The 18,466-nt window shown below is 42.9% G+C and carries 19 protein-coding genes and 1 riboswitch; of the genes, 7 read left to right on the forward strand and 12 right to left on the reverse strand.

Annotated elements, in window-relative coordinates; all coding sequences use genetic code 11:
* Window positions 1-34: 34 nt before the first annotated feature.
* Window positions 35-133, reverse strand: a riboswitch (TPP riboswitch).
* A gap of 143 nt (window positions 134-276) precedes the next feature.
* The gene (locus VTAP4600_RS18590; RefSeq protein ID WP_102524288.1) at window positions 277-852 is read right to left on the reverse strand and encodes a TetR/AcrR family transcriptional regulator; all 576 of its coding nucleotides are present in this window, start codon (window positions 850-852) and stop codon (window positions 277-279) included.
* 100 nt (window positions 853-952) lie between these two features.
* On the opposite strand from VTAP4600_RS18590, the gene VTAP4600_RS18595 reads away from it, so the two are divergent.
* A complete protein-coding gene (locus VTAP4600_RS18595; protein WP_102524289.1) occupies window positions 953-1,489 on the forward strand; it encodes a dihydrofolate reductase family protein in 537 nt (178 codons plus the stop codon).
* A gap of 82 nt (window positions 1,490-1,571) precedes the next feature.
* On the opposite strand, the gene VTAP4600_RS18600 is transcribed toward VTAP4600_RS18595, so the two are convergent.
* From VTAP4600_RS18600 to VTAP4600_RS18640, 9 genes are all read right to left on the reverse strand, one after another.
* Window positions 1,572-2,945: a diguanylate cyclase gene (locus VTAP4600_RS18600; RefSeq protein ID WP_102524290.1), complete on the reverse strand. Its 1,374-nt coding sequence runs from the start codon at window positions 2,943-2,945 to the stop codon at window positions 1,572-1,574.
* A gap of 279 nt (window positions 2,946-3,224) precedes the next feature.
* The gene (locus tag VTAP4600_RS18605) at window positions 3,225-3,623 is read right to left on the reverse strand and encodes an OsmC family protein (protein WP_102524291.1); all 399 of its coding nucleotides are present in this window, start codon (window positions 3,621-3,623) and stop codon (window positions 3,225-3,227) included.
* Window positions 3,624-3,692: 69 nt separating this feature from the next.
* The gene (locus tag VTAP4600_RS18610; protein ID WP_102524292.1) at window positions 3,693-4,871 is read right to left on the reverse strand and encodes a winged helix-turn-helix domain-containing protein; all 1,179 of its coding nucleotides are present in this window, start codon (window positions 4,869-4,871) and stop codon (window positions 3,693-3,695) included.
* A gap of 87 nt (window positions 4,872-4,958) precedes the next feature.
* On the reverse strand, window positions 4,959-5,243 hold the full coding sequence (locus VTAP4600_RS18615) for a hypothetical protein (protein WP_102524293.1): 285 nt from the start codon (window positions 5,241-5,243) through the stop codon (window positions 4,959-4,961).
* 130 nt (window positions 5,244-5,373) lie between these two features.
* Window positions 5,374-6,138 (reverse strand): substrate-binding periplasmic protein, encoded by a 765-nt coding sequence (locus tag VTAP4600_RS18620; RefSeq protein WP_102524294.1) that lies wholly within the window; start codon window positions 6,136-6,138, stop codon window positions 5,374-5,376.
* A gap of 230 nt (window positions 6,139-6,368) precedes the next feature.
* Window positions 6,369-6,731 (reverse strand): glutaredoxin family protein, encoded by a 363-nt coding sequence (locus tag VTAP4600_RS18625; protein ID WP_102524295.1) that lies wholly within the window; start codon window positions 6,729-6,731, stop codon window positions 6,369-6,371.
* Window positions 6,732-6,916: 185 nt separating this feature from the next.
* Window positions 6,917-7,984 (reverse strand): PLP-dependent cysteine synthase family protein, encoded by a 1,068-nt coding sequence (locus VTAP4600_RS18630; protein WP_102524296.1) that lies wholly within the window; start codon window positions 7,982-7,984, stop codon window positions 6,917-6,919.
* A 125-nt stretch (window positions 7,985-8,109) separates the two neighbouring features.
* Window positions 8,110-9,048, reverse strand: coding sequence for an alpha/beta fold hydrolase (locus tag VTAP4600_RS18635; protein ID WP_102524297.1), 939 nt, complete (start codon window positions 9,046-9,048; stop codon window positions 8,110-8,112).
* Between the two features lie 236 nt (window positions 9,049-9,284).
* Entirely contained in the window at window positions 9,285-10,187 is a 903-nt protein-coding gene (locus tag VTAP4600_RS18640) for a LysR family transcriptional regulator (protein ID WP_197708690.1), read from the reverse strand.
* A gap of 236 nt (window positions 10,188-10,423) precedes the next feature.
* On the opposite strand from VTAP4600_RS18640, the gene VTAP4600_RS18645 reads away from it, so the two are divergent.
* Entirely contained in the window at window positions 10,424-11,317 is an 894-nt protein-coding gene (locus VTAP4600_RS18645; RefSeq protein WP_102524298.1) for a DMT family transporter, read from the forward strand.
* A 25-nt stretch (window positions 11,318-11,342) separates the two neighbouring features.
* Here VTAP4600_RS18645 and VTAP4600_RS18650 read toward each other — a convergent pair whose 3' ends face one another.
* The gene (locus VTAP4600_RS18650; protein WP_102524299.1) at window positions 11,343-12,224 is read right to left on the reverse strand and encodes a LysR family transcriptional regulator; all 882 of its coding nucleotides are present in this window, start codon (window positions 12,222-12,224) and stop codon (window positions 11,343-11,345) included.
* A gap of 112 nt (window positions 12,225-12,336) precedes the next feature.
* On the opposite strand from VTAP4600_RS18650, the gene VTAP4600_RS18655 reads away from it, so the two are divergent.
* The 5 genes from VTAP4600_RS18655 to VTAP4600_RS18675 all read left to right on the forward strand — a co-directional run bounded on the left by VTAP4600_RS18655 (window position 12,337) and on the right by VTAP4600_RS18675 (window position 17,284).
* The gene (locus VTAP4600_RS18655) at window positions 12,337-13,752 is read left to right on the forward strand and encodes an MATE family efflux transporter (protein WP_102524300.1); all 1,416 of its coding nucleotides are present in this window, start codon (window positions 12,337-12,339) and stop codon (window positions 13,750-13,752) included.
* Window positions 13,753-14,009: 257 nt separating this feature from the next.
* Window positions 14,010-14,867 carry a carcinine hydrolase/isopenicillin-N N-acyltransferase family protein gene (locus VTAP4600_RS18660; RefSeq protein WP_102524301.1) on the forward strand — a complete coding sequence of 286 codons (858 nt, stop codon included), beginning with the start codon at window positions 14,010-14,012 and terminating at the stop codon, window positions 14,865-14,867.
* Between the two features lie 6 nt (window positions 14,868-14,873).
* Window positions 14,874-15,146, forward strand: a complete 273-nt coding sequence (locus VTAP4600_RS18665; protein WP_102524302.1) for a hypothetical protein — start codon at window positions 14,874-14,876, stop codon at window positions 15,144-15,146.
* A gap of 312 nt (window positions 15,147-15,458) precedes the next feature.
* Entirely contained in the window at window positions 15,459-16,277 is an 819-nt protein-coding gene (locus tag VTAP4600_RS18670) for a GNAT family N-acetyltransferase (RefSeq protein ID WP_102524303.1), read from the forward strand.
* A 158-nt stretch (window positions 16,278-16,435) separates the two neighbouring features.
* On the forward strand, window positions 16,436-17,284 hold the full coding sequence (locus VTAP4600_RS18675) for an AraC family transcriptional regulator (protein WP_102524304.1): 849 nt from the start codon (window positions 16,436-16,438) through the stop codon (window positions 17,282-17,284).
* Between the two features lie 44 nt (window positions 17,285-17,328).
* Here the strand turns inward: VTAP4600_RS18675 and VTAP4600_RS18680 are convergent, their stop codons facing one another.
* Window positions 17,329-18,429, reverse strand: a complete 1,101-nt coding sequence (locus tag VTAP4600_RS18680; RefSeq protein WP_102524305.1) for a DNA alkylation repair protein — start codon at window positions 18,427-18,429, stop codon at window positions 17,329-17,331.
* Window positions 18,430-18,466 lie beyond the last annotated feature (37 nt).

Raw genomic sequence — 18,466 nt, forward strand, 5'->3', positions numbered from 1 at the left:
TACTAAAAATCAGGCAAACGTGTGCACTGTATCATCAGCAAGACTTATAGTTCCCTACGTCAGTGTTAACTGAATCAGGTTCAACGGGTCTCGCGTATGCGATCTCAGCCCTAAGGCCCCCCGACTATGTATGCGGCGATAATAACAACTTATACTAAAAGGGCAACGTTTTGATTAAATTGTTAATGGGTGAGTTAACATCGACCGTCATTATCCCCACTCACTTTCATTACCTTTTCCACTTTACTCCGTTAACACTGTCGCTTATTGAGCGGTCTATTCTTTTACGTTTTTATCCGCGTGTTTCAAAGCTAAGAACACCATCGTCAACGGCCCCGAAAGCGCATCCATGGATAGCGTAGCGCCTTGGTTACAATTCAATGCCAATACAAAGCCATGTAAGTAGTCTGCTAACAAATCTAAGGTATTTTTAATCGAAGTGCTTGAAAGCCCCAAGGGCGAAATTATCCGTTCGAAACGTTGAATAAAAACTTGTGCTGGGCTCACCGAGTTCATGGTTAATAGTGTCTCTAACAGGCCGGGATAATCATGTAATAAGCTCACATAACTGTGGCATAACTTATGTAGCTCGGTCTGCCAATCCTCGCTCTCAATGGGCTGATAAATGTCCCCAATTAATGAGACAGTAATAGACTCCAACAGCGAGTTCTTGTTGGTAAAATAGTGATAAATCGCCATTGCATCGACATTTAAGTTCACAGCCAACTTCCTTATGCTCGGAATTTTCTCATCCGTACGCATCATACTTTTGGCTTCTGATAAAATAACCTCTGCACTCAACTGGCTTTGTTTGGTCTTAGGCCTACCGCGTTTTTTTTCATTGACAGACATTTGTTCTCACCACTAAACTAGTATTAATTTCTACACCGTAGAATTATTTTATACAACTCGGCCGGGTAAGCCAAGTTTCTTCTAAAATTTGGAGTCAAAAATGTCAAACAGTGTTTATATTGCCACCAGCCTAGATGGCTACATTGCTGATCAAAACGATGGCCTAGATTGGCTCCATACCATTCCTAATCCGAATGGTGACGACATGGGCTACGCCGAACATTTCTCCCGTATTGACGCCATGGTAATGGGACGAAACACAATGGAAATGGTTCTCAGCTTTGGTATTGAATGGCCATATACCAAGCCAGTATTTGTCCTTAGTAACACATTAACAAGCGTACCTAACGGCTATGAAGACAAGATATTTTTGGTCAAGGGTGAGTTAAAATCTGTGCTACAAGAAATCAAGGACAAAGGCTTTAATGATCTCTACATTGATGGCGGTGTTACAGTACAGAGCTTTCTGAAAGAAGACTTAATCGACGAGCTGATTATTTCTACCATTCCTATTTTACTCGGTGGAGGCTCCCCCTTATTTGGTAATTTAGTTGAGCCTCTTAACTTTAAGCTAGTTAAAAGTCAGAGCTTCCTCAATGCGATAGTGCAAAGTCATTATGTAAGAGATAAAGGTTAAAATAGACAAAATGATCGAATTGCTTGCCTTGATTCGTGGCCCAAGTGCAAGCAAATCTAAGCTTAACGTATCACTCTGCCGACTATACGGCTTTACTCGCTAACTTTAACTTCAGCGCATTTTTGTTTGCGTACATGCTTTTATCCGCTTCAGACAATAACTCTGTGATGGTCGTTTCTTGCCCATCATAAATGGTATAACCAATACTCAAAGATGGCTTGATCTCATGGCCATCGAATATAATCGGACTGGCTTCAATTTGTCCGCGGATCTTCGCAATGATCTTCGAGACCTTATCAGCATCAGAGACTCTGTACAGCAACACGGTAAATTCGTCACCACCAAATCGAGCAACGACATCACTGGTTCTCACACTGTGTTGCAACAAGGTAGCGATATGCTTCAACAACACATCTCCCGCTTCATGACCATGACTGTCATTGACTTGCTTAAAACGATTTAAATCAATGTTCAACAAAGCAAATGAAGACTTTGCGGCATCTTTTGTCATTTGTCTCTTAAGCATGGCAATCAAAAATCGGCGATTTGGTAAGTTTGTCAGTTCATCGTGCAGGGACGCTTTATGAGCGATGATGAAATTTCGATACAACAGAAACACAAGAGAATAAACAAGGAATGCGGTCAGGATCCCGATCAGCGCAACAATTTTTCGCACGTATCGAAGTTGCTCTACATCTTTAGTATTTAGGCTCGCGGCCAATTGCCAAGACACACTTGGCAGGTGTATTTGATGCAAGACATCTTGGCGTTCAAATAACCGACTATCGCCATAAAACACACGATCAGGGCCACTTCCTGTCACCAATTTTCGTATAGCGATCTCTGCTCCCTCAAAGCCAACAAGCCCTGCACTGTCGATCAATTTATTGTAGTCCATCACGACACTGACACTGCCCCAATACACTTCATTTTCAGGGTAATCTGAGAAGATTGGAAAACGGGCAATTAAGCCCTTTCCACCTTGTACCAAATCTACCGGGCCAGAGATGTAAACTTTCTGCATCTTTTTTACCGTTAAAATAGACTTATATTGCGCAGGAACCGTACGGTAATCTAAGCCGATGGCTTTTTCATTCCCCTTCAAAGGATAGACATGGCTGATAATATCATTCGGTGCAAGCGCAACATTTCGTACAAATTTAGATTTTCTGTAGAGCTTACCTGCAACGGTAGGCCAATTGTTGGTGGCAAGATTTGGATCAATAGTCACGACCGTCGCTAGGCTGTCAGCTAGGTAGGTATCCATGTAGATGGATGCTTCAAAATTCGAACGAACCAAGGCAAGGTTGTTGCGCAACGCACTTTCAACTTTGGCCGCTTCATTTTGCACAAAGTAAGTGGTCACTACGCCAACAACAAAAATGGCAAAAACCATGTAGAAAAAAGATAACATTAAAAACAACACGTTAACTTTTTTATTTAGAATAGACAGCATAGACTTCCCATAAACTAAATCCAATAGGTACTTTGATTCATTTATAAAGCCGATGCTTTTATTATTATATTTTGAGTTAATTATACATAGAAGTGCCACTTTGTGCAGTAGATCAAGAAAAAACCGTGTTTTTCTTGAAGCTCATTAGGAAATAAGCAACCAATACCGATAATTATTTTTTGTTATAAAACGGTGAGTTGATAAAGTATTTATTAATTTAAAAGCTCACCATAACCCAATAGAAACTAAGGGAATTAAATAACCGTCAAACTGATATAGCTAAACGATACTCCAAGAGTGTGTCATTGTTACTCCCTCAGCCAACATCAGACACACCGAGCAATATTTCTTAAGAGAATCTTCTGTGACTTTTGCGACAATAGCAGGATCTAAGCCTTCACCTGACACATCAAAATGTATATTGATTGCAGTAAAAATACGAGGAGCTGACTCTCGTCGCTCTGTCGTCAGCTTCGCAACGCAACCTGTCACCTTTTGCTCTGCGCTTTTTAAACCATCAACGACATCAACCGAGCTGCATCCACCAGCAGCCATTAGAACCATTTCCATTGGACTAGGCGCTGTTTTGCCACCGCTTCCATCCATCACAATTGAGTGACCGGATTCAGATTGACCTAAAAATTGAAAACCTTCGACCCACTTAACTTCTGCTTGCATGATTTATCCTTGATGTGTTCATTTAAGTGACAGTAAGTGCACACTATCATTTAAGAGACTTCTATTAAATTACTGCTCAGATAAAGCCAAGCCAACTTTAGCCGGTGTCGTTTTATGAATGCATAACGAAACACAGGCATTGAAAGCCATAAACTCTGCCAGTTCAAGCTTTAGAGCGGCAACAAATTCATCCAACTTTGGCACATTTTTCTCTAAAACCAAATTGAAAATATGAAAAACTTCACGGCTTTTTTCTGCTTTACAATCCATGCGGGCAACGAGCAACCCACCCCATAGAATCGGCAAGCTAAAGTAACCATACTGCCTTTTGGGTTCAGATACATAACATTCAATGAGATAGCTAAAATCAAACAACGCTTGCATCCGCTTACGTTGTATCAACAGATTATCAAACGGAGAAAGTATCTTGAGCTTGCTTCTGGCCAAAGGCTTTGTAAGCAATTCAAAAGATTCTGGCAACGCATAATACAAAACGCCCGCCACATCGACCTCTACAACCTCTTTTTCAGCCAACATTTGGTTAAGCATCAACAACACTTTAGGTTTGGTATTTTTCAACAAATACGCCATTTCAGGGACTAGCCCCAACCCATTAGCCGACAGATATCGAGTAATTAGATGCCGAGCGTATTCTTCATCACTTGGCAAGCTTGTGTCGACGCTTGATGGGATAACTCTATCCGCAAGATCGTACACTTTGTGAAAATTAACCCGCTTGGGAATCATTAGATCACCCTGCATATAGAGGTTTTCCAAGGCTCGTTTTGCGGGTTTACTGCCCCACCCTGCACTTTGTTGACTCTCGCCTTCAAAGTCCTTTGCCATTAGCGGGCCTTCTTCCTCTATCCTTTTAAGAATGCTATCCATCAATTCGTGGTTGCGTGCATGCCAATGGCTTTGATGCCCTTGAATCAATGCATGTTTTCTCGGCAAGCTAAAACGATAGTCCCGCATAGGGAGGTAGGCTGCAGCATGAGACCAGTATTCGAAGATTTGTTTCTCTTCCAATAGGGTATCAAGATGCTTGGTTTGATAACGAGGGTTTCGATTCCAAAGAGTATGATGATGAGCCCGCTGGACCACAGCAATGGTATCAATTTGAATATACCCTAGATGTTCTATGGCCGATAACGTCGCGGAAACAGCATTACCTTTTTGCTGCTTTGGTGGCAGTTTCTGTGCGTGCAGAACCAGTTTTCTCGCCTCAAAGGCCGATAGAGAATACATCATCGCTCGTTTATCTAATGCATTAAAGAAAGAGTAATAAAGTGCTCTGCTCGCTCGGGATAAACAGCGAATCAGAGCTTACAGCCTTTAAGATTTAACAGTCACACCTTCTACTTCCAATACCGTACTGGCATTAGCTCGCTCGATGATTTTCACCAGCGCAGATTGAATCACTTCGTCTTCACGCGCATCGGTTTTCGTTGCGAATCGCTCTTCTTGAGGTTCTGCACCTTCTTCTAACGTAAACTGAACAACGACTTCCGTCGCGACATCTACATTTTCGCCGAAGTAAGACAGCGAAATTTGAGGGTAGCCCTTAAATCCTTTCTTAACTTGCTTGGCTATACGTTTCTTCGCTTTATCTAGATTCATTTCAAGTCCTTGTAATAATTACGGCAACCAATCTAGCATACCTATTATTACGACTTATGTAACCAACACGACCGCTATGTTGGCACTTTCTTCAAATCAACCGCCATCAGCGCAAGCCATCAGCACAGCTTTAAGGCTTAATATAGTCCCCTCGTTGAGACTCCATAAAATACTGGTCGTATTTGCCACTTTGTTTGAGCTTTCTTAGACCACGGTTAAATACTTCAACTAACTGTTTATTTTTTTCTACTTTCTTAGACAACATCAAGTGCATGCCTGCGGTTTGTAGCATCTTAGGATGATAAGTCACCAACGCGATGTCTTCCGGATGAACTTGTTGCAACGCGTAGTACCCTTGGTCTATGGTCGAGAGCGCAATATCAATGCGATTTCCATGCGCTAATTTGGTCATGTTCTGTTGATGAGTGTTAACTCGCTGAGTAGCGATTAATCCACTGGCATCTGCCTCATCGAATTCGTCGCTGTACGAGTACCCACGCAAAGCACCGATTTTCAGGCCTTGTAGATCTTCCATACTGTTCCAATCAAAATCGGTGCTTTTCAAATGAAAGAATACTCGCTTCTTCTCGAAAACGGGGTCGGAAAAGTAAAAGTGTTCAAGACGAGAGGACTTTTTTGTTGCATAACCCACTCCATCCAACTTACCTGCCAGAATATATTTATACGCTCTTTTCCACGGCAAAAATTTATAAGTGACTTCAACCCCTTCTAACGCGAACGCTTCCGTAACGATACGTGACACTACGCCATAGTGTTTTAAATTAGGTGATTGGTAAGGTGGATAGTTACCAGCGGTAAGGGTGATAGACTTCTCGTAACCAAAACTAAAAAAAGCTAACAGACTAAGAAAAGCGACAATAATTGATTTAAGCATTCACACACTCCGCTACTTTAATTATTGTTTAACCTTAGCTCACCCGTCTTCACGAGGTGTTTATTTTGCAAAATATCAATAGCAATCTCATTATTGAGATTATTTGTCTTACTTGACTCGGGAATAAAAACAAAAAAATCGCGACCTTTTGCAAGACCGCGATAGTTGTTTAACTGCTGTGGAGGTCAATAAAACCTGACAATGCAGTCAGCACTGTGGTTTAGTAACCGTTAAGCAAATTCGTTTTCTAGGTAAGTAACAATATCAGATGACTCATACATCCATATTGTTTCTCCATTCTCTTGGTCGATACGTAAACAAGGTACTTTAATTGCACCTCCGTTCGTCAATAAATCATTTCGATGTACCTGATTATTTTTGGCATCTCGAAGATCAAAAGTAACCGATTGACGCTTCATCGCACGGCGCACCTTGACACAGAATGGACAGGCTTCAAATTGATACAGCGCCATCGATTTCGACCGTTCGTCTACATTTTTCTGCAGCTCTGTTGTGCGTTTTTTGCCCTTAGGACTGAAAACAAAATTCAGCGTCAAAATAACCTTTCCCAAAAACCATCGAATAAACGCCATAACTACTCTTTCTGATAATGTATAAAATTCACAATAGTGTAACAGCGTTATCATCGGGGAAACAAATGGAATTCACATAATGCCTCTATTTCCTGTCTGTTCTTAAGATTAAAAGCTAACTTTTTCTTCAAAATTAGACAGGTACGACTACGTCATGGCTAACAATCTCTTACGCCTTTTTTAAGCTAGGTCATTTTCCCTGAATCGTTAAAGCGTGCTAGTTGGGCGTCATATTCGTGGGTATCTCCAATATTCTCAGCAACCCACTTTGCATTCTGGTACGTATCTAGGTATCGCTCACCACTGTCACACAGTAACGTCACAATAGAGCCACCGCCTTGTTGCTGCAATTCACTCGCCAACTGCAAGACTCCATACATGTTGGTCCCTGTTGATGGGCCAACTTTGCGCCCTAATATCTTCTCTAGCCATTTCATGGTTGCAAGACTTGCCGTATCTGGCACCGTCGACATGGTATCCACGACTCCGGCAATAAAACTTGGCTCAACCCTTGGCCGGCCAATCCCTTCAATACGGCTTCCTCTGTCTCCCGTTAAACTGATATCACCACTTTTAAAGTAATCGTGAAACACTGAATTTTCAGGATCGACGACATGCAGTTTGGTCGAAAACTTCTGATAACGAATAAAACGTCCAATGGTTGCGGAAGTACCACCAGTACCCGCACTGATCACAACCCAACTTGGTAATGGATAGCGTTCATATTTCATCTGTTCAAAAATGCTGTTAGCTATATTGTTGTTACCGCGCCAGTCAGTCGCTCGTTCTGCGTAGGTAAACTGATCCATATAATGACCATTAAGCTCTTTTGCCAAACGGCGTGATTCGCTGTAGATCTGATCGGTTCGTTCAACTAAATGGGCTTGGCCGCCATAGAACTCTATCTGTTCTATCTTCTTCGCTGCGGTGGTTTTTGGTACCACGGCAATAAACGGTAAGCCAAGCAGTCGGGCAAAATAGGCTTCAGAAACCGCCGTGCTACCCGATGAGGATTCAATAATTGTCGTTTTTGGACCAACCCAACCATTACATAGGGCAAATAAGAACAATGAGCGAGCTAAGCGATGCTTTAACGAGCCGGTTGGGTGCGTACTTTCATCTTTAAGATAGACATCCACATCTGGCAGGCTAGGAAGACTCATTTTAATCAGGTGTGTATCGGCACTTCGTTGAAAATCGGATTCTATCTTACTGATGGCGTGATTAACCCACTCTCGATTACATGTCGGCATAGTGTCTCTCTTATCGTTTAGCTGAAATACATCGCTTTGTTATCAATACGTTATTTTTATCATTAAAAACTACCACCGAACCTAATAATAAGCCATCAAACATTTCCAAAACTGACTGGTAGATATTAAGTATTCAGCGACGTTAGCCAGCACTGAACATCTTTCATGATGCTTTCTCGGTTTGTTTCATTAAACAACTCATGCCTAGCATCTTGATACAAATAATACGTCGTTTTACTGCAACCGTGTTGGTTAAGCTTATCGACTAACGCGCTGGTTCCTACTCCATAGCGGGTAATTGGGTCAGCTTCTCCGCCGATGACCAAAATGGCGAGATCATTAGAAATAGCATCAAAGGCTTGGTCTTTACTTATCTCTGCCAACCCACCTAGAAAATCAATCCAAAACTGGGCGGTACAGGTAAAGCCACAATAAGGGTCTTGGATATAAGCATCGACCATGTTTTCGTCACGGCTAAGCCAATCTTGCTCCGTTCTCACTACGCGAATTCCCTTGTTCGCATTGCCGAAACTTAGCTTTTCAAGTAACGGGCTCGATACGTTGTTACCAATACGCCACGACTCAACTCTGGCCGCAATCCGCCCGATTTGGAACAGTAATGGTGATTGATGGTTTGATCCACACAGCACCAATCCCGACAGCTTTTTTCCGTTCAAAACAGCGTAATGACGAGCAATAAACGACCCCATACTGTGGCCAATGAGCACCGGGCGAGGGTCATCTATTTCCAATTCGGCTTTAAGAAGTGACAGTGCCTGAAACGCATAGTCAACCACACAGTCCAAATCATCCAACACATATTGCCAGCCGTTTTCGTTAGAGAAATGCCCCAGTTGTTCCGCTTCTTCCCCGTGTCCTCGGTGGTTAATGCCACACAGCAAAGTCCCCGTACGAGTAAACCAATTCGCCAATTCTTCATAACGGTCAATGTGCTCAGCCATACCGTGACTTAATACCACGGCTTGCTTTATTGGCCCAACAGGCCACCAAACTCGAACCCTTAATACTCGGCTATTTTTAGAATTTAAGCTTACTACTTCCATACATCAATTCCTTAGCAATAATTTATGCCTATCATTGCACAACAACCACCAAAAATAACAACGAATAGGTCACTGTTATTGACGGTTTCTACTCAGACCCACGAAACTCAATGACAACCATATTGCCACCAATAAAAAAGCACAAAGGCCTCCAACCCAAATTAGAAAGTTACACAGTCTGGATTCATTAGGGGTAAAACCTTACTCGGTCTCTCTTATTTACCTGAATATTGAAATCAATTAGCAGAGGCCTGAAACCATTGTGCGAGCCGATCAGATACCACTCTGGCCGCCGAACGCTCTGTTTCTGATTCTCGAACCAATGCCGACCAATCAAGAGTTAGTTTCTCTTTGCCTAATGACGCTGACATCACCTTGCCACTGTTGATTGCTGACTGAACGGCCCATTGAGAAAGAATACTGACACCAAACCCTGAGGCGACTAATTCAACAATGGCATCGGTCACTTCAACAACCGTCACCAAGTACGGCACAACACCTGAGGGGCGGATAAATCGCTCGTATTCAAAGCCAGGCTGAGCCGATTTACTATAGGTTAGGTAATCTTCACCCTCTAGATCCCGTGCTTCGATGAAGTTTTTCGTGGACAACGCATGCTGTGGATGAGAGATGAGAACCAACTCATCTTGAAACACCGGCGTAGAATCAACACCCGGGATGACCAAAAAACCAGGAGCGAGCACCACATCAACGGAGCCATCTTGAAGATTTTTGAGTGGGAATTGTGTTGCAGAGGCAACCAACTCTAATTGAATATGAGGCTCTTTTTTTGACATGACTTTCAAAAAGGATGGTAGCCAGTAATAACAGCTATAAGCCGCAACACCGAAACGCACCACCGTCTTTTCATTTAGCGCCATTTTTTGAAAGTCAAATTCTGCTCGTTGTAAAACGGGAATGACTTGATTAGCCGTTTGTATCATGGCTCGGCCTGCACTGGTTTGCTTTAGCCTGCGCCCTTCTCGTTCAAACAGTGGCCCACCTAAACGTCTTTCTGCTTCCGCCAAGCGGTGGCTCAATGCTGACTGAGTAATACCCAGTGTATGCGCTGCTTGCCTGAGGGTTCCAGCATCATCAATCGCTTTTAGCATTTCCCAGTGCTTTATATCTAACCTCATACTGCCACCGAAATCCTTCGTTGAAATAAACCATCTTTTATGTGAACGCTATTCGCCACACCGATGCACACTTTTATTGGTACACATCTCTACTGATACACATACCTATTGATATACACACCTATCGATGAGAATTATTAATCAATAAGACGAATAATTCATTATTTTTATAATCAATGACACGATATCGTTCACTCTCTTATTTTTAGAAAGTGAATTGAAGGTTCTAAACAAACGTGAAAAACAACTCCACAATCAATGGGCAGTATTTGGTTTTAGCGTCGGCGTTCTTCTACGGGCTCAACCCTTTTTTTGCTCAACTGTTATTTAAGGAAGGGATTGGGGCTGAATTGGTAAGCTTATATCGCTTTATTCTGCCTGCTGTTTTATTCATATTCTTCTTACGAACTCCAAGACAGAACTGGCCAGAAGCAACACGCAGCCTATTGTTAGGCTTGGTAAGCGGCATTGCTATTTTCAGTTATTTCTATGCTCTGGAAACCGTTTCTGCCGCCACGGTTATTTTAATTTACTACAGCTACCCATTTTTTAGCGTTTTGATCGGTTGGGCTGTTTTTGGTCGCATCCCTTCTCAAAACTCATTGGTTTCTGCGGTATTAGTCGCCATTGCTGCCTCATTAACCGTACGGCCGGATTACCTGCCAGAAGGCTCACTATTGGCCATCGGTGGCTGCTTTTTAGCGCCGTTAACGGTCGCCACTCAAGTGCAATATTTATCTCGACCGAACACCGTTATTCCAACGTTGAATAGAATGGGATGGATTACAATGGGACATGTGGCGGTTCTACTACCAATAACAATATGGAACAACCCGACTCAGCTATTGCCTCAGTCTTCCACAGGTCTGATGGCAATGTTGGGGATTGCACTATTTGCGGCGGCCATTCCCCAATTCTTGTTTATGGTAGGAGCACCGCGATCATGTGCGAATAAAAATGCGGTAACAGGCTCACTTGAGTTGATCGTAGCACTGCTCACGGGCGCTATATTGTTAGGTGAAGAGTTAGACCGATTGGAGCTAACCGCAATGGCGCTCATGCTGCTAGCGTTATTTATTAAGCAAGCGAAACCTGTTCACATCAAACAATCTACGCTGGATAATTCTTAACTGGTATACAAATTAGCGTCACTCACTATTGCTCTGAGAACATCCTAATCATGGTTTGGTACATCCACTCAGCAACGGGGCCTTCTCGGCTATCGCAGCGCTTCACCAAACCCATTTCAACCACAAGTGAGTTAGGAATATGCTTAGTCGACAATTGAACCAATCGGTCTGCGTACCAGTCATCGTTTGCGACATGCTCTGGTACTAGTGCCCAACCAATACCCACATTCACTAATGACGTAATCGAATAATAGCTGTCGGCAAGCCAATGCAAAGAAGAAATGGGGTTAGATTGAGACTCGCCCATGCGATCTCGGATCACTAGCTGTCGATATCGATTAAGGTCGGTAAAGGTTGGCACTGGGATTTGAGCGAGTGGATGATCCTTACTCACAATTAACGATTGACGAAAGTGGCCTATCGATACAAATTCTAAGCTGTCTGCCAATTCACTTAAATGGAATAGAAAACCAATGTCGGCTTTTTTCTCATCAACCCACTTGGCAATATCATCTTGAGAGCCGTTTATAATACTCACCCTTAACGACGGGTAATTCAGAGCAATTTCTGCAAACACTTTTTCTAAGAAGAAAATAGGCACAGCTTCGTCAAGGGCAATAGTTAATGCCAGCTCTTGCCCGCTACTTACCGTCATCGCACGCGATTCTAAACGCTGACATTGGGAAAGAACGGCCTGTGCTTCAATGTAGATATCTGAACCTTGTGGAGTCAGCACAGGTAACCTTGCTGAACGATCAAATAAATCAAAGCCAAGATCCGCTTCTAAATTAGCAATCGCAGTGCTGACCCGAGATTGAGCTTTGCCTAACTTGCGAGCCGCCGCCGAAAACGAGCCTTGTTTCACAGACATGACAAATGCTTCTAATTGATCCAATGTCCAATTCATATTCTGATTCTTCGACCCTTCCGCCCATCCGAAATACAGATAGATACTAACTTTCATCAATCTCAAAAACAAGGATAATACGAAGCAATCATTTTTGAGTAAAGCAAACACAATGCAAAACGACATCACACAAATCGCTGGCAACGAATCTATCTCTCGCACATTTTGGCGCTATGCCATTCCCTCGATTGCGGCAATGGTGGTGAATGGGCTATACCAAGTAGTTGATGGCATGTTTGTCGGCCACTATGTTGGATTTGAGGGCTTAGCGGGCATCACATTGGCTTGGCCAATCATCGGGTTGATTGCGGGTTTAGGGATTATGGTGGGTATGGGCGGCGGAAGTTTGGTTTCCATCTTTCGTGGCGAAGCCAAGCCGCAAAAAGCAAAGCTAGCACTATCGACGAGCCTATGGCTTGTGGCACTTTGTGGCCTTCTGGCAATGATATTTATCATTACGCTCGGCGACGATATCATCGCAATGCAAGGCGCATCAGGCAATAGCAAAATCTATAGCTTAGAGTACATACAAGTGTTTGCTTGGGGCACCCTATTTACTATTGGTGGCGCCGCTATTCCTATGCTGATCCGTAATGATAACAGCCCAAATGTTGCAACAAGCCTAATGACAATAGGCGCAATCATTAATATCGGCTTAGATTACTTACTTATCGGACAGTTTGGCCTACGTTTAGAGGGTGCGGCCATTGCAACGTTAATATCACAGTTTATCGTTGCCTTACTTGGTTTTGGTTACTTCTTTTCAAAGCATGCTGAAATTAAGCTTGATTTACGCCAATTCGCTTTTAATCCGACCATCGCCGGGCGTAGCATTGCACTCGGATCTTCTAGCTTGTTTATGTTCCTATATTTCAGTTTCATTGCGGCGATACATAACAAATTATTTATGACTTACGGCGATGCGGTGCAAGTGGGTGCCTTCGCAATCGTAGGCTATTTAGCCACCATGTACTACTTGGCTTCAGAAGGCATCGCCAATGGTATGCAACCCCCCGTGAGTTACTATTTTGGCGCTAAGCAAGTAGAACGCATTCGTGCAACAGTATGGTTGGCGTTAAAGGTGATTTTAATTTCCGGGATAGCCACAGTGGCGATTGTTAACCTCTACCCTGAGGCATTAATTGGCATGTTCAGTAATGGTGACCAAGCGCTATTAGACGCCACCAAAAATGGCCTCAGACTGCATCTATTTGCTCTATTTTTAGATGGCTTTATCTTCTTAGCATCGGTTTACTTTATGTCGGTTAACCAGGGCGGTAAGGCTTTAGCTATTTCCATTGGTAATATGGTGATCCAACTGCCGTTCCTTTATGTTCTGCCTAAAATCATGGGCCTGAATGGCATTTGGATGAGTGTGCCGATATCTAATATCGTCCTTACCTTGATCATCGTTCCGTTTCTTTGGCGTGATCTCAAAAACATCAGCAATCAAAACGACGGACAGTCCGTCGGTAAAGAAGCATCCGTCAAGGAAGAACGGCCAACAAAACTGCAAACCAATACGTAATCGTCACGACTGAAATGGTTTAAAGTACTAAACGCTGTATCAAGCTAACAACGCGCCACAACAAATGCATTATTAATAAAAGCATTGCTGTGGCGTTTTTCGTTTCTAAAGCTAAAATTTCGTTGGCCTCTAGATCCTATGATAAAACCATAGGAAACCTATTTATTGATTTGGAAAATTTAGCGGATAATTCAGTCATACCTCAGGGGATGAGGTGAAAAACCTTCACTACGAATCAATTAATGAGGCACCAAATTATGAACAAATCTATCCTAGCTATTACTTTGGCACTGACTTTTTCAGCGGCATCAAACGCTTCAACTAACGTTGCAGGCGATGACCTCTCTTTCTTTGACGGGCAACGTGAAGCGGTTCAAAAAGGAGCCATTATCATTGATGTGTCTAATCAAGGCCAAGAAGAGTTGGCAAAAATAATGGCGAACCAACCATTAGGTGAGTTCAGCCCTGAAGTACTCAAAGCCTCGGAAAGAGCCATTGAAAACAACCGTAAAATTGCACCAAAATACGTTGCAATGATGGAACAAGCTGCTCAACTGCGCGGTGTCCCTGTTGCTGAAGTGTTTGCTTCGGTATCTCAAGTCGATTACAGCGTTAACCAATCAATTAAAACAAGCATGGACGCAAATGAAAATGTAGAAGAAATGAAAGGCTGTACTTCTATTGCCTTCAATAACGGCATCGTGGGTCAAACAAATGATTTAAGCTTAGCCACCAGCCTCACAGACCACACGACGGTAGTCAAAACGGATGATTCAATTTTTGTTATTGCCGACGGCGCGCACTTTCAAGGCATGGGTAAAAACGTGGGTATCGTGATCAACTTTATGGGTCAACCTTCCGGTACAGAAGGTATAGACAACGACAACTTAGTCACGGTTGATGCGATCTTTGCAGCAGCCACGGCCGCAAAAAGCGTCGACGCGTTTATTGAAACCATCAAAGATGTCAAAACCATCATTCCGTTCAACTTCACCGTTGCCGATAATAAAGGCGGCCACGCGGCCATCGAAATCACGGTAGAAAATGGCTTAACCGTTATGCAACACTCAGAGCGCGGCTCAGTACATGCAAATCACTCTGCTGATTTCAAATAAGCCTTTTTGCAAACCCATACTGCACTAGAGGCAAATACCGCTTTCTTTAGCACATTTGCTCGTGAAGACGCGGCTGCCAACTTCTTAGACTATTCACCAGAACTTACGGTTGAATCTATGCAATGGTTGTTTAGTCAACGTCCTATCAACATGACCAAATACAACGGCAAAGACTTTGTAACGGTCGAAGCGATGATTTTCGATACGGTAGAAGGCTGTGCTTATGTAGCCGGTGATAACCCTAACTTTGCAGGTTATTCTCAAGTATGTTTTGACTAATACACTGCCTACTAATACGTTAATTAGTCACTCAAATTGACCAAATAATGCCTCAACACCTATGTGCTGAGGCATTTATTTTTTGTACTTAAAGCCGTAACGCAAATAAGAGCAGCAGTGGCTGATGGACTCAGACAACAAATTTGACGCGACCAATCTAAGTACACGTCCATTTGTCACTTGTGTCGTTTTTATTCAATCTTTACGTTTTAGCTTGCTCTATTCTGATAAAAATCAGCGGACATCGTGCATAAGCTGCGCAATTTATGTCCCTGAGTTTTACCATACAAACGCCTATTATGAGTAACAGCAATGCTTAACATTAAAAAACTTTCAACACTAAACGAATTACACGCGCTAAAAGCGCAGTATTTCTCTTCATCTACCGCACCTCTTGACGGCATGTGGCATTTTGGTTTTGTTCCGATGTCGCCGCATTTTGGGATTTACGAAGACAACACACTAGCCGGTTTTTTTGTGGTAAATGACGACGGTTATCTGTTGCAGTTTTACTTATCGCCAAGTGCAACCAGCGAAGCTTCGCTGGCATTCACCTCAGCATTACATAGCGATCTGGCTGATATTAACGGCGCTTTTGTTAGCACCGCCGAGCCTAATTTTTTGTCGTTATGTTTAGACAATACATCCACATTCGAGATCAACTCGATGATGTACCAACTTCAGGGTCAAACCCAGCATCAAGCTAACACTATGATTGAGATGCAACAGGTAACCCCAAACCAACTCAATGAATTGGTACAATTTGCCGCCACCAATATTGGCGCTCCAGAGCAATGGTTATCTGGCTACTATGGTCGTTTGATTGAACGCAACGAACTGTGGGGCTACTGGCTTAATAACACCTTACTCGCAACAGGTGAGTGTCGATTATTTGATGAATTTCAAACACAGTACGCTGATTTAGGCATGATTGTCGCTCAGTCAGAGCGCGGTAAAGGCATTGCGACACAAGTGCTTCAGTATTTAGTACATGAAGCTCAAAGCAAGGGTTTAACACCAATATGTTCAACAGAAAACAACAACATTGCGGCTCAAAAAGCCATTGGTAAAGCAGGAATGCGCTCATCAAACCGCATAGTTCAGTTTAAGTTCAGCCGCAGTTCACAATAAAAACACCTTAACCGAATAGGCCCGTTAGCTTTTCTAGCGGGCATATTTTAACAGCTAAGCATCAATAAGATGACTCAACGAGAAGCGAGCAAACGCTGCAAATGACGGGTGAATGACATATAGTAAAGCGAACAAACAAAACAAGCTCTGAGAAACTGATGCTCAATTGGATCCAACCCCCACACTGTCCTGTCATCGCTAAATACGTTGAATGCTACTGGCTAATTGAAAAGCCAGAAGGGGCAAATAGCCATCAGTTCCCTAAATTAAACCCAGATCCATCCGCTCATTTGATCTTATCACCGTCTCAACAGGCTTTTAGCTACGACTCTAAAGTTGAAATAAGCAAAGGGAGTGGAAGCCATTGGTTGTACCCGCATCATCACACTTTGCAACTGGATCATACGCACGCCTTTGTTCACCTTGGCATCAAATTCCACATTGGTGCCTTGTATTCACTTAGGCGAACTGACGATACACAGCCCTTATTAGATCTGGTAAAGACAACCAGCCTCGCTCGTATTTTAGAGCTCCCCTCATTAGATAACTCAGTATCCGAAACATTAATTAATCTAGGACGTACGGATAAGGAAAACTGCCGAGATCAGTTAGATGCAATTTTATTATCTTGGATGCAAGAAGCGAAAGAGGATCAACACAGCAAGCTTACACGAAAAGCACTGCCTTTGATTAAAACCCACGCCATTTCTGAAATAGGCGATCAGCTACATTGTTCACAAAGAACATTGGAACGAAGTTTTAGCCGAGTTACAGGCTTAACTCTTAAACAATGCCAAACAATGAACAAGCTTGAAGCCATTCTGGAGTATTTATACCAACACGAGATGCGCAGCATTGACTGGGTAGACGTGGCGTTACAGTTTGGTTTCAGCGACCAACCGCATTTGATCCGGCAACTAAAAAAGCAGATAGGATTAACCCCCAAAGCATATGCAAAACAAGGTGGATTAACCATAGATGTGTATGGAGGAGTGAGTGATTATTAACACTCCTGATTGTTACCGATGCGCTACTTACCTGAACTCAACATTCATGACACTAAGGTAAAATCGAGTTTTTCTAACTCACGCCCGTTAAGGATGATCGACACTTGATGCAAACCTACGTGAAACTTTCTTGTTGTGATCACTTTAAAGCTCTGCTTGCGATCCACCGGGTACACCTCACCTGCGGCAATGTCTCGCTCACTGATTTTAAATACCTTTCTTGCCAACGTGCCATTGTGTTTCTGATAATAAACGCCGTACTCAAGGCGCAGTTTTTTATCTTGATCGCTGCAATTGTGCACCGTAAAAGAGAACGCTAAAGCATCGCCAATAGTCACTATCGGCGTATGTACAGAAAAACCCGACATCTCAATATCTTGGCTATCAAAACCAAACAAAGCCAATGTATTGGGCTCAGCTTGCTTTAGTAGAGTTCGGCAGGCATGTTTAATCAACTTGTCGAGATCAGTGTTATCGCCAAAATAACGGTTAGAGAAATCAATGACAATCTCAGGATTGTCTTTGGCTATATCGTTAAGATTATTAGCCACACTGCGCCTAACCACTTCACATTCATCGTCTTTGAGTGCATCGATAATTGGCATGATCGACGTTGGATCTTTCTTCAACTTCGTAAGCGCCATTCCCCACGGTAAACGTGGCCTCGCTCCCTCACTGGCAAGGCGACGCACTCTGCGGTTCGGGTGCTTTGTCCATTCGAGCATTTGGTCAATCATTTGCGGGTATTTAACGATAAAGGGGCGCACAGCAAATTCGCACGTGATAAAGGGCGTGATCACTTCAAAAGCATTGACGGACAACGGGTAATCATCGATACCGTAGCGCTCAACGTATTCAGGAATGAACAAATATTGCAAACCGTCTTTCGCTTCCTCACTGGCTTCAAACGTTCTCACCATCTCGAGCAGGTATCTCGAACCTTCTGAAAATTCGACGGGCATAAACTCATGTAAAACTTCGCTAGTACGCGTAATCCTTTGTTTCATTTCTAACGATTCGAAGCCATCGGCGAGCACCTTCTCGACGAATACTTGCTCATCAAAATTCGGCAGAATCCCTTTCAGGGTTTTCGCTAACCCACGATAAAACGATTCATTAAATAGATCTTTAAACAATGTACTCATGTAATCCCTTACGGTCGTATTTTATGTTTGCTAAAGC

Origin of the sequence: Vibrio tapetis subsp. tapetis (assembly GCF_900233005.1) — a bacterium.
Lineage (GTDB): Bacteria > Pseudomonadota > Gammaproteobacteria > Enterobacterales > Vibrionaceae > Vibrio > Vibrio tapetis.